Annotated in this window: 8 protein-coding genes; 5 read left to right on the top strand and 3 right to left on the bottom strand. The window is 70.6% G+C overall.

The genetic code is table 11. The features are described from left to right. The first annotated feature begins 71 nt into the window (after positions 1–71). The 3 genes from AC07F3_RS16340 to AC07F3_RS16330 all read left to right on the top strand — a co-directional run bounded on the left by AC07F3_RS16340 (position 72) and on the right by AC07F3_RS16330 (position 2,285). Positions 72–893, top strand: a complete 822-nt coding sequence (locus tag AC07F3_RS16340) for an alpha/beta fold hydrolase (RefSeq protein WP_479114537.1) — start codon at positions 72–74, stop codon at positions 891–893. Between the two features lie 193 nt (positions 894–1,086). Then, complete coding sequence (locus AC07F3_RS16335) at positions 1,087–1,566, top strand: nitroreductase family deazaflavin-dependent oxidoreductase (RefSeq protein ID WP_479114535.1); 480 nt, start codon at positions 1,087–1,089, stop codon at positions 1,564–1,566. Positions 1,567–1,661: 95 nt separating this feature from the next. Further along, positions 1,662–2,285, top strand: coding sequence for a YdcF family protein (locus tag AC07F3_RS16330; protein WP_479114533.1), 624 nt, complete (start codon positions 1,662–1,664; stop codon positions 2,283–2,285). Positions 2,286–2,306: 21 nt separating this feature from the next. Here the strand turns inward: AC07F3_RS16330 and AC07F3_RS16325 are convergent, their stop codons facing one another. The 3 genes from AC07F3_RS16325 to AC07F3_RS16315 form a co-directional block, all read right to left on the bottom strand. Beyond that, positions 2,307–3,197, bottom strand: a complete 891-nt coding sequence (locus AC07F3_RS16325) for an aminoglycoside phosphotransferase family protein (RefSeq protein WP_479114531.1) — start codon at positions 3,195–3,197, stop codon at positions 2,307–2,309. 690 nt (positions 3,198–3,887) lie between these two features. Continuing rightward, entirely contained in the window at positions 3,888–4,580 is a 693-nt protein-coding gene (locus AC07F3_RS16320) for a VOC family protein (protein ID WP_479114529.1), read from the bottom strand. Positions 4,581–4,799: 219 nt separating this feature from the next. After that, positions 4,800–4,931, bottom strand: a complete 132-nt coding sequence (locus AC07F3_RS16315) for a hypothetical protein (protein WP_262985351.1) — start codon at positions 4,929–4,931, stop codon at positions 4,800–4,802. Positions 4,932–5,424: 493 nt separating this feature from the next. Here AC07F3_RS16315 and AC07F3_RS16310 point away from each other — a divergent pair, with 493 nt between their 5' ends. Beyond that, positions 5,425–7,803, top strand: a complete 2,379-nt coding sequence (locus tag AC07F3_RS16310; RefSeq protein ID WP_479114526.1) for an ATP-binding protein — start codon at positions 5,425–5,427, stop codon at positions 7,801–7,803. A gap of 644 nt (positions 7,804–8,447) precedes the next feature. Further along, positions 8,448–12,179 (top strand): hypothetical protein, encoded by a 3,732-nt coding sequence (locus tag AC07F3_RS16305; RefSeq protein WP_479114525.1) that lies wholly within the window; start codon positions 8,448–8,450, stop codon positions 12,177–12,179. The last annotated feature ends 2 nt before the right edge of the window (positions 12,180–12,181 follow it).

The raw sequence follows: 12,181 nt of genomic DNA, 5'->3' as shown, positions 1-12,181 counted from the left end.
GAGACGCCCAGTGGGCACACCAGCCGCAGGGAGCCGCCGGGGTCGGTCGGCCTGGCAGCGATTCCTATGGAGTGGCCCGTGCTCTGTGGATCTGCAACCATCTGCGGATGCTCACCCTCGCCGATGGACTCGGCCACCTTTCCTATCTCGTCACCGGCGACGGTCCGCCCGTCGTGCTCGTGCACGCAGGCATCGCCGACCACCGCATGTGGGACGCGATCGGGCCCGACCTGGCAGCACGGCACACCGTCATCCGCTACGACCTGCGCGGTTTCGGTGCATCGGCGCCGCCGACCGGCCCGTTCAGCGAGACCGACGACCTGCGCCGCCTACTGGACCACCTCGGCCACACACAGGTCAGGCTCGTCGGCGCCTCCTGGGGTGGTCGCGTGGCCCTGGACTTCGCCCTCGCCCACCCGGACCGGGTGCATTCCCTGGCACTGTTCGCTCCGCCATGGCGCGGATACGACTGGTCTGCGGAGATGGTCGCGTACGACGAGGCGGAAACGGCGGCCCTGGCCTCGGGCGACCTGGACGCCGCCGTCTCGATCAACCTGGACATGTGGCTGCGCGGGCCCGCGCGAAGCTGGGAGGACGTCGCCGACGGACTGGCCGACCGACTCCGCGGCCCCCTACGGACATCCCTGGTGAACCAAGACATCGTGGCGGAACACTCCCAGGGCGCCGCGGCCGGTGACCTCGCCACCCTCTCCGTCCCCACGCTGGTCGGCATCGGCAGGCTCGACGTCACCGACTTCCAGGACATCGGGCGGCGCTACGCCTCCGAGATTCCCGGCGCCACCCTCGTCGAGTTCCCCACCGCCGCCCACCTCATAGCCCTGGACGCGCCCGCCGAACTCGGCGCCGTTCTGGGCCCGTTCCTCACCCGTTAGATCCAGGCCAGGGCGGCGGTTCACCAAGGGGTTCCGCCGCCGCGGTCTCGGCCGACGTCCGAACTGCCGCAGCGGCGCCTCGCCCCGAACCACTTGAACTTCCCGGCAGCGAGGGAAGGGCGGTCTCCCTTTCACGCACGACTTGTGCTGGACTGTTGCGACACGATCCGTACACGGCGATGAGGTGAAGGCGATGCCTCTTGAAGGCGAGTACGAGCCGAGCCCGGCGCGGTGGGTGCGCGAACAGGTCGAGTTGTACGAGAGATCGGGCGGCACCGAGGGCACGACGCTCTGGGACACGGGCCTGCCGGTCGTCATCGTCACGATGCGCGGCGCGAAGAGCGGCCGGATCCGCAAGATTCCGCTGATGCGCGTGGAGCACGAGGGCCGGTACGCGGCCGTCGCCTCGAAGGGCGGCTTCCCGCGCCACCCGGTCTGGTACTTCAACCTCAAGGCCGATCCGCACGTGGATCTCCAAGATGGCCCCCAAGTACAGGGCATGACGGCCCGTGAGGTCGTCGGCGACGAGAAGGCCCAGTGGTGGCAGCGCGCCGTCGCCGCGTATCCACCGTACGCCGAGTACCAGGCGAAGACCTCCCGCGCGATCCCCGTCTTCGTACTCGAACCCGAGCACCTGGCCCAGTCGGCGAAGGCCCCCATGCCGACGAGTTGAGCCTCGGGTCCCTCGCCCGGCCCGGCGGGACCCGTTGTGCGCTGCCGGTCCGATGCCTTCGCCCGGCCGATATCGCGGTGTCCTAGAGTCGCCGCATGCGACGACGGACAGGGTTGACGATCGCCGGTGCCGCAATCTTGGCCTGGGGCGAGTGGTTGAACTGGCGTTGGTCCCGGGCCCTGACGGGTGACGGCGGGGGCAGGTCCGAGGCCGTGGTGGTGCTGGGCTATCGCAACCCGCAGGCCACGGCGAACTTCATCAGCCGCTGGAGGGTCCGTGCGGGCATGCGCTCCATCGACGCGGCCCGTGCGCACGATACGCGCGTGATCTTCAGTGGCGGTGCTCCCACCGGTGGCGTCGCTGAGGCCCGGCTGATGGCCGACTACGCACCCTCGGTGCTCGCGTTCGACGGCGCCGTGCTACTCGAGGACAAGAGCACGACGACATGGGAGAACGTCACGAACGTGATCCCTCTGCTCGAAGACGTGGACCGCATCAAGATCGTCTCCCAGCCCGCTCACGCTCTCAAGGCTCGCGCCTACTTGCGACGACAGCGTCCGGATCTCGCCAAGAGGCTCGTGCCCGCAGACGACTACCGCCCCGGCGAGTGGCTGATCGTCAAGCCGCTGCTGGCCGCATACGGGCTTTGGACGCTTCGCGGTCTCAGCACCGACGAACGGAAGGTCGCGCCGTGGGCGGCGCTGTCGCAAGGCGGTTGAGGGCAAGCGAGGGAGCCTGCGTCAAAAGCCCTTCAGAACCCGGTCGAGTGCCTCACGGCCCAGCGGTCCCCAGTTCGGCTTGCCGCCGGGGAGACCGCGGTCTCCGGCCTGCCCCATGCACATCAGGAAGAGGCACTTCAGCGCGGCCAGGCCGCGGGCACGCCGGATCGCCGCCTCGTCCGCATGCGCGTACCTGTCGAAGAACCGTGCGGCCATGCCCGCGGGCAGCAGCAGCCATGCGGCGGCGAGGTCCCACGCCGGATCACCCGCGAACAGGGCGCCGAAGTCGACGATGCCCGAGAGCGTTCCGTCCGAGACGACGACGTTCGCGGGATGGAGGTCGCCGTGCACCCACACCGGCGGGCCCTCCCACTCGGGGGCCGCGGCAGCGTCGTCCCAGACGGCCCGGGTGTCGGCCGCGAAGTCGGCGGCGGCGAAGGCCTGGAAGAAGTTCTCGAAGCCTTCGGCGCAGTCCTTCGGATGAGCGCCGAAGTCCACGCCGAGCGGTGCCTCCGCAGGCGCCTCCACATGGAGTGCCCGCAGGAAGTCCGCCAGCGTGTCGGCCGCGTGGGTGCCGCGGGTGATCGAGCCGTGGTCCAGCGGTTCGCCGGGGACCCACGTCATCACGGTCCAGTGCTTGGGGAAACGGAGGGACGGTTCGCCGCACCGCACCGGGGTCGGCACGGGGAGCGGCAGGCGCGGAGCGAGCACGGGCAGCCAGCGCCGCTCCTTGAGCTGGAGCTCCGCGGTGGGATCCATGCGCTGCATGCGCACGGCCAACTCGTCCCCGAGACGCCACATCTGGTTGCCCCAGCCGCCCGCCACCTCGCGGATGGTCAGCCCCGCAAGATCTGGATGTTGCTCCCGCAAGAGGTCGCGAACCAGGTCGGCGGTGATCTCGGTGTCGGTCATGCCGAGCCACAGTACCGAGGCGGCGCGCGTGGGGGCCATCCGTAACGGCTTCGACATCGCCGGTCCGGCCTTCGAGGCATGCGGAGCAGAGGCTGAGGAACGGGCCTGCCCCGAGATGCGCAGCAGCCCTGGCCCTCTACGGGGCCTGAGCCTTCCGGACCGGTCTCATTGAGCGCGTCCGCCCGGCCCCTCCGATCAACTGACTGCACCTGTCGGTCACTTGTGGTGACAGCACTGGTCGCTTCTCCTCCCTGAGCTACCGGCGGTTGAGGTTGTCCATGATCAGTCCGGGGGGGGGTGAACTCGAACCGGTCGTGGCCGGAAGCCGGAGGTCAGTTCAGCCGCGTAGCGTCGGCTCTGCGGAACATGCCGACGGGCAGTGCGGTGAACCGGCCGATCAACTCCTCACGGTCAAGAACCCATTTCTGGTCGGGACTTGTGCGGCGTTGCTGCAATGGAGCGTGCCGCCGACCACGTGGAAAGCGTCGTCCTCCCTGAGTGCGGTCGCTACTCCGCCGAGGAAGCCCCAGAGGCGATGCCGTCAGCGCTGACCGCCTTCCTGGCGCCGTACCGGGACAGCCCGACCGCCTGAGAACTCGCCTGTGCAGGCAGATCGATGCCCATAAACCGTCGTGCGGGCGACCGCCCTCATATCGGCCGTCAACGAGCAACTGCCGCCGACATGGTGCTTCAGCTGTCTCGGCCCTGCCACGTGGTGACACAGGCCTCGTTCCCCTCCGGGTCGGCAAGCACCCAGAAGGCGGGGGCACGGCTCGCGGACACGAGTCGGCCCCCGGCCGCCAGCGCGGCGTCGACCCGCCGGGGTGCCTCGTCATGCGGAACGCTGATGTCGAGGTGGATGCGATTGCGCTGCGGACGCGCGCGGTCCATCTGCTGGAACCAGACAGCCGGGCCCTGCCAGAGCGGGTCGACGAGCGGATCCTCCGGTCCCGCGGCGCCGGCCTCATCGGCATAGCCCAGCACCGCTTTCCAGAACGGTCGAACCGCGGCGATGTTCAGGGCATCGACGGCGATCTCCACCACCTGGACGGACCGTGGCGCCGCCGTTCCGAGTCCGGGCTCCGGCACAAGCCCGGACCTCTCAACGGCGGCAGAGATCTGGCGGGCGAGTTCGATGTCCCGCGCGGTGACCGCCGCGTGGTCCGACGACTGCACCGTGAGGACGGCCCGATCAGGGCGGACATCGACGCGGAGATGGCGATCGGCATCGTCACCACACGCCGTGACAGCGTCCACTGCCACGCTGATCGCTTGTGCCAACGTCCCGACCGCGACCGACGTGTGCAAGGCGCCCAGCAAGTAGCGCCATCCGTGATCCTGGATCGCATCCGACGCTTCCTGACGACTCACTGTCTGCTCCATGACGGCATCCTCGCAGCCCACCGTCCGGCCCCGCCTCCCGTCACTTCCGCCACACGCCCCCAGAACACCTCGTGCATCATCGAGAGCGGGCCCCATACGCGAAACTCCTGGCAAACCAGGGCGATCTCGATCGCTTCCCGGTCTGCCAGGAGTTTGGGCGTCACTGCCCTGGACTGCCGTTGGACGAGGGGGCTACCCAGGGCAGGAGGAGGCTACGGCTCACCCCACCTGGGTCCAGTCACCGATGATCTCGTCGCCGAGGTTGCACCAGGCGACGCTCTCCGCGCTCGCCCAGACCCAGGGGCCGTAGTGCACGTACTGGTAGCCGCCCAGGGTCTCACACGTGATCACTTCACGGTATCGGCCCGAGTCGCACCAGGTTTTGTTCCCGTGGTGGCCCGCGCTGCCGAACACCCGCTGGCCCCAACACGACCGCAGCGCGGAATCGCTGGACGCGGGAGCGGCCGTCGGTGACGATCCGCTGTCCGCCACGGCGCTCGGGGTGATGGACAGCGCTCCTCCCAAGACGAGCGCCGTAGTGGCAACGGTCCTTGCGATACGACCTTTGATCATGCGAATCCTCCAGTTGTTGACGAGATGTGTGGCCGCGTCGACCACGTAACTGGCTCGCGGCGCTTCAACCGGCCCTCCCCCGCGGCCGATTGACAGCACGCCCCCTGATCGGCGGGGTGCGTACGATGCTGCCGTCTCACTCCTGCCGCCGACAGGACGTCCGGCGGACGTTCAGCGGACGTTCTCCCGGGTAGGCCACAGTCCCCGCGGAGAACTGACGCCGTGTGGCCCAGGGCCCCGCGCGCAGGGCCCGCCGGGCGAGGAGGAGGACATGCCGGAACGGTTCGACACCGTGCTCCGCACCTACAGGCGGCGGGCCGGACTGACCCAGGAGGAGCTCGCGGAGCGGGCGGGGTTGTCGGCCCGGACGATCCGCGCGCTGGAGCGCGGGCAAGGACGGGTGCCTCGCATGGCCTCGGTGCGGGAGGTCGCCAGGGCACTCGGGCTGGGGCCGGACGATCAGCGGCGCCTGCTCTCCATGGCCGCGGCGGAGGAGCCGGAGGCGGCGGAGCCCCGCCCACCGGGGCGCAGGCGGTATCTGCCGTACGACATACCGGACTTCACCGGACGCGCCGCCGAGCTGGACCGCCTCGCGGAGCTGGTCGGCATCGACGGTGCGAGCGCGGTGGTGGTCTCGGCGATCGACGGCATGGCGGGCGTCGGCAAGACCACGCTGGCGGTGCACGCCGCCCATCTGATGGCCGGAAGGTTCCCGGACGGCCAGTTCTACTGCGACCTCCACGGCTTCACCCCGGGGCACACCCCGATGGACCCGGCGTCGGCATTGGAGGCTCTGCTGCGCATGGCCGGTGTCGACGGCGCGCGCGTCCCGCACACCCTTCAGGAACGGTCTGCTCTGTGGCGGACCACGCTGTCGGGCTGGCGGGCGCTGGTGGTGCTGGACAACGCCGCGGACGCGGAGCAGGTACGACCCTTGCTGCCCGGCTCCGCCTCGTGCGCGGTACTGGTGACCTCGCGACGCAGGCTCCTGTCCTTGGAGGGCGCCGTGCCGCTCTCGCTCGATGTGCTGCCCGAGGCGGAGGCGTGCGCGCTGGTGGCCCTGATCGCGGGACACCGCCGGTTCGCCGATTCACCCGGGGCGGTCGCCGAGATCGCCGAGCTCTGCGGCTACCTGCCGCTGGCCATCCGGATGGCCGCGGCCAGGCTCGCCCACCGGCCCGCGTGGCGGGCGGAAGACCTCGTCGCCGAGCTGCGCGCGGGTTCCCGCGCATCCGGCCGCAGCGGCGACGAGCAGGCGGTCAGCGCGGCCTTCGCCCTCTCCTACGCGCGTCTCGACCCGGGCCATCAGCGGCTGTTCCGGCTGCTCGGTCTGCATCCCGGTGCCGATCTCGACGCGTACGCGGCCGCCGCCCTGGCGGGCACGGACGTGGCCACGGCACGGCGACGGCTGGAGGACCTCGTCGACGTACACCTGCTGGAGCAGTACGAACCCCACCGCTATCAACTGCACGACCTGCTCCGTCGGCACACGCAGGAGGTCCTGCACGAGATCGAGCCGCCTGAGCAGCGGGAAGAGGCGGAGCTGCGGCTGCTCGACCACTACCTGCACACGGCGTTGCGGGCCCGCCCCCTGGTGGCACCGGGACAGCGGCTGCTCGCGTTCGAGGTCGCCCGGCCGCCCGCCGACACCCCGGACGTGAGCGACCGGGCCGCCGCCTTGGCCTGGTACGAGGCCGAGCACGCGAACCTCGTCGAGATGATCACGTTCGCGGCCGAGCGGGGCAGGAGCGAGCACGTCTGGCGGTACGCGCACGTCCTCCAGCACTTCTTCGACATCCGGGGACGCACCTTGGACTGGGTCCACACCCATGAGCTCGCCCTGGCCGCCACCGAGAACCTCGACAATCGCCTGGCCCACGCCGAGACGCTGACCAGCCTCGCCGTGGCCTGCTGGTACGCCGGGCGCTCCGAGGATGCCTTCAACCGCGGGCTGGAGGCGCTGGCCCTGTGCCGTGAGCTCGGCGACGCGTGGGGCGAGGCCGTGATCCTCACCAACTTCGGCATCGCGCAGGGCGCTTTGGGGCAGAGCGAGGCGGCCATCGACCTCCACCAGCAGGCGCTGCGTCTGTACAGCGGCATCGACGCCCCCTGGGGCGAGGCCTTGAGCCAGACAAGCCTGGGCACGGTCTATGCGCGGCTCGGGCGGGTCGAGGAGGCCCTCGACCACCATCGGCGGGCGCTCGACCGCTACCGCGGGATCGGTGACCCGTGGGGCGAAGCCCTCACCCTGACGAACATCGGCACCGGCTACCGGCAGTTGGGACGGTTCGGCGAGGCCGTCGCCCACCATGCGAGGGCACTCTGCCTCAGCCGCCGGATGGGCGACCGGCGCGCCGAGAGCGAGGTTCTCAACGACCTCGGCGCCACCTACCACGCGGCCGATCGCCGCGATGCCGCGCGCCGCCGCCACCAGCGGGCGCTCGACATCGCCCGCGCGATCGACAACAGCCCGCAGATCGCTCGCGCCCACCAGGGCATGGCCCATGCCTTGGCCCCGGACGACCCCGACGCCGCCCGCGACCACGCCAGGCAGGCACTCGCGGCCCGAGGCGAACTGAGCGCCCCCGAAACCGCCGAACTCACCGCGTTCCTCGACACCCTCGGCCCAAGCCCGAACCGAGGACACTGACGCCATCCGGTACACGTTCGACACGCCCCGCCCGCCGTCACTCACCCACGGCCCTCCGCACCGGGCCGAACGCCCGAGTCAGCAGAGCGCCATGGCCTTCGCCGTTCCTCGCTGAACTGGATGGGCAACGGTGGCAATGACTGGGAGCCACCGTGCCGGTGCCCTCGGCACCTTCCCGTCCCCGACGCCGGTCCTCACTCGATGAGGTGAACCACCGGCCCCTCCCGCATGGGTCGGAGCCAGCCTGGACAGCCTCGACGGGACGTTTCACACGCAGCACGTGCGCGATCGTGCGCACGCACGGCCAGGGGGGCTGGCATGGGGGCAGCATTCGCCGGCGAGACCCCGCCTCGACGCGCGCTGCGGCGCGCGGCGGTTCCGTGCCGCTACCGCTCGATACGCGCGGCAGCGGCGTCGCACGTCTGCGCACTGGGCCCTCGGCCCGGCTCTCCGGAACCATCGGCGCGCGCGTTGCGCTCCTGATCCGATCCGGACCCACTCCGCCCGTGGCTCAACTTGTGCCGTTCCTGCGGGACGTGTCCGTCACGGCCCTCCCGCCGCCATCGCGGCGCTCCTAGAGTGCCCCCTGGTTCGCACGGTCGAACGGTTTGAAGGCCTCAAGACTTTTTTGACAGGGGACTGACATGGCCGCCTCTCAACCACCGCCCCCGTACCGGCTGTTACGGGCCACCGACCTTGTGGACCTCCAGTTCACGTTTCTCGGGCTCCGGCTGGACCGGCCGTTGCTCGGCGCCCGCCGACTGGTGCGCCAGGATGCGGCCCAACCGGCCTACCTCGTCGTCACGTTCGGACCGCAGCACGTGGTGGAGCAGGCCTTCTTCGAGCTCAGCCCGGGCCTGCCGGAACCAGTCCCGCCGCTCTCCGACTCCCCAGCCTCCACGGTGGCGGCACCGGGTGCCCCGTCGTCCAGCAGCGAGCCCCACAAGCCGCCTCCCGTGCACTCCCGCATCGCGGGCCGCAGCGTGCTGGTGTTCTCGGTGGGCGCCGACGACACCATCGAGTACAGCGAGGCCGGACTGCTGACGGCTATGCGGACGCTCGCGCTGCGCGTGGTGGACGCAGCTCGCGAGCCGGCCGCGGCGGCGATGCTCCAGGCGACCGCAATCGGCCAATCCCCGGACGTCTACCGGGTGTTGCGGCTGGCCCGCACCATCGCGGAACTGGCCGCGCGGCACGGACCCGACGGCCCGGCCGATGCCGGACTCCGTACCGATGGACCTCCCACCGAGCTCCCCGCCTCCGGTCCGGGGCCCGAGAACCCCCTCGCCGACGGCGCCAACCCGCGAACCGGCATCGAGCTGCCCTACCGGCTGCTGCTGTCGCCCCCGCAGACCGCCGCCTGGAGCCACACCGTCGCCCAGCGCGACCCCGCGGGCCGGATCGAACTCTGGCACACCCGGCTCGTCGGATCGCGGGCCCGCGCGGTGTGGACGCGCGACACCGGGTTCGATCCCTCCGCCCCCCACCCGCTGCCCAGGGGCGGCAGCGAGTTCACCATGGCGATGGACCGCAAGGACCGCTCGTCGGTGGTCCATTTGAGCTCCAACACCAACCTGCCGGACGCCTTCCGGCCCGCGCCGCTGAACGTCGACCGTCTCATGCTGTCGAGCATGGGCGGCTGGCTGGACTCCCTGGGCCGGTGGGACCGTCCGCCCTCGGGCTTCGACGTCACACAGTGGCGGCACCGCGCCGCCCTCGGCCGGGACCACTACGTACGGGTCATGTACCGCGGCCGTCTGTTCCCCTTCGGGCATCTGGCCGATCTGGTCAAGGTCACCGAGCGGAAGTTCGACCACGGCCGCCCGGACGGCGCCGCCTACCTCAACCAGCGGTACTTCATCATGGTGCGCGAGCCCGTGCGCACCTACGGGAGGCCGGGCGACAACGACGACCAGACCCGCCTGCACCGGCTGTTCCCGTTCGGCAGCGTCCGGCTGCTCACCCTGACCACCCCCGACCTCCAGCCGCCGGGGACCATCCCGGGCCTGTCCTCGACCGGCGACGAACCCGACGAGAAGCTCGCCTTCTTCCCCGTGACCGACAGCGAGGACCCCTTCTCCTTCCAGGTCGCCATGGTCGACCTTGACGGGCGGGTCCTCGAGTTCCGCACGCCGATGGCGTTCATCGGCAAGATCGTGCACGAGACCAAGGCCGACGTGCAGACGGTCATCCAGCACTACCAGGGGCTCGGCACCGACCCGGTGCCCGGGCCACCCGACCTGACCCGGCCCGGCGCCAACCGGGTGGTCGCCGATGTGCGCGGCCAGGCCCTCGCGTACGCGCCGAGCCGCAAGGCCGACGACACCACCCTGTCCACCGGGCAGCTGATCTGGGGCGCGGCCACCACCGACGCCATCCTCGCCCTGGACCCCACCGACAACCCGCGCTTCGTGCCCACCGTCCGCTGGGCGCGAGCCGTCGTCCCGGTGCTGAGCCGCTTCGGCACCGGCTTCGGCGGCGACCAGCCGCAATCGGTGCTCTATGCCGCGCCCTACGTCCAGGACGGATTCACCGACGCGAACAAGGGCCAGGTCTTCGTCGAGCTGGCCCAGCCGGTGGACCTGACCTTCCGCGACGGGGGCCAGAGCGCCGGGGCCCTGGCCCAGCCCAACTTCCCCGTCTCCGGCCTCTCCCGGCTGACCGGGCCGGTGGCTGCGACACCGGCGCACCTGCTCGGCGCCGACGCGGGTGCGTCGGACAAGTGGGCCAAGCTCGCCCAGGGCCGGTTCAACCCCCTCGACTACTTCGGCGCGCTGGCCGGTGCCAAGCTCTTCGGGATGTTCCCGCTCACCGAGATCATGAGCGAGCTCGGCCTGGACAACCTCAAGGCGCCGAACTTCTTCACCGCGACCGTCAACGCCGTCACTTCGTTCCTGGGTGACCTGCGGGGGCTGCGCGATCTGCTGTCGGGGGTCGAGGAACAGTTCCCGCAGATCGCCGACCTGGTCATCCGGGTGACCGACGCCGCCGCGGCCTTCGCCCAGATCCTCCTCGACTACCTCGTCAGCCAGCTGGACCACTCCCCCGACCCCACCACCATCGAGGAGGTGGAGAACGCCTTCACCGCGTTCTCCGACGCCCTGACCGCGCTGCGCAACGCCCTGCCCGCGGCGGTCGACACGGGTGTGCGCCAGCTCCTCGGCCGCATCGCCGACCAGGTCGCCACCTGGGACAGCACCGTCGGCCAGGCCCTCGCCCTGAAGAAGGCCATCGAACTCGCCGCGCTGGGCGCCAAGTTGCCCGACGTGGTCAACTCCCACCTCCAGTGGCAGCCCGACATCCACGCATGGACCCCCGGGAAACCGACCCCCACCCGGGCCGAGGACGCCGTGTTCTGGCCGGTGGGCAGACTGACCCTCGTCACCGACCTGCGCGGCTCGCTGCGCCCGGACCTGCCGCAAGCGGCCGACGTCACCTGCACGCTGGGCCAGTTCGACCTGCGCATGGTGCCCGGCTTCGACGCCGTCGTCCTGCACTTCGAGCGGATCCGGTTCACCATGCGCGCCGGGCAGAAGCCCGACGTGGAAGTGAAGTTCACCGGCGTCGACTTCGTGGGCAACCTCGACTTCGTCCAGACACTGCGCAACATCATCCCCGGTGACGGGTTCAGCGACCCTCCCGCGATCACCGTGGACGGTTCGGGCATCCACGCCAACTACTCGATGCAACTGCCCAACGCGGCCGTCGGCGTCTTCAGCCTGGAGAACCTCTCCCTGAACGCCGGCCTGTCGGTGCCGTTCATCGGCGACACCCCGCTTCAGGCCGGCTTCTCCTTCTGCCGCCGGGAGGCACCCTTCCGGCTGACCGTGTCCATGCTCGGCGGTGGTGGCTACTTCGGGATCGTCCTCACCCCCAAGGAGATCGCGGTCCTGGACGCCGCCCTGGAGTTCGGTGCCGCCATCTCCATGAACTTCGGGGTGGCCAGCGGCAGCCTGTCCGTGATGGCCGGCATCTACTTCCGCCTCGACCTGGCACAGAACAGCGTCAAACTGGTCGGCTATCTGCGCGCCCGCGGCGAGGTCGACGTCCTGGGCATCGTCTCGGCCTCCATCGAGCTGTACATGGAACTGGGTTACGAGGACGGCTACGCGGTCGGCCGGGCCAGTCTCACCATCAGCATCGAGATCGGCTTCTTCGAGGAGTCGGTGACGATCCACTGCGAGAAGAGGTTCGCCGGAAGCGCCTCGCACGCCACGCTCGCCCCCGCCGACGCTTCCCCCGCAGCAGCCCCCGCGGACCCTGCCGTCGCCCCGCCGACCTTCGCCGACCTCATGTCGCCCTACCCCGACCCGGTGACCGGTGCCCGCGTCGACCCGGTCTTCGACTACTGCACGGCCTTCGCGGAGGTGGCCTGACC

The organism is Streptomyces sp. NPDC045846, assembly GCF_056431605.1.
This window is presented reverse-complemented; position numbering and strand designations above follow the sequence as displayed.

What these genes read in the sequence shown, in the direction of transcription:
- AC07F3_RS16335 (WP_479114535.1), top strand. Translation starts at nt 1,087, where the DNA reads ATGCCTCTTGAAGGCGAGTACGAGCCGAGCCCGGCGCGGTGGGTGCGC.
- AC07F3_RS16330 (WP_479114533.1), top strand. Translation starts at nt 1,662, where the DNA reads ATGCGACGACGGACAGGGTTGACGATCGCCGGTGCCGCAATCTTGGCC.
- AC07F3_RS16325 (WP_479114531.1), bottom strand. Translation starts at nt 3,197, where the DNA reads ATGACCGACACCGAGATCACCGCCGACCTGGTTCGCGACCTCTTGCGG.
- AC07F3_RS16320 (WP_479114529.1), bottom strand. Translation starts at nt 4,580, where the DNA reads ATGGAGCAGACAGTGAGTCGTCAGGAAGCGTCGGATGCGATCCAGGAT.
- AC07F3_RS16310 (WP_479114526.1), top strand. Translation starts at nt 5,425, where the DNA reads ATGCCGGAACGGTTCGACACCGTGCTCCGCACCTACAGGCGGCGGGCC.
- AC07F3_RS16305 (WP_479114525.1), top strand. Translation starts at nt 8,448, where the DNA reads ATGGCCGCCTCTCAACCACCGCCCCCGTACCGGCTGTTACGGGCCACC.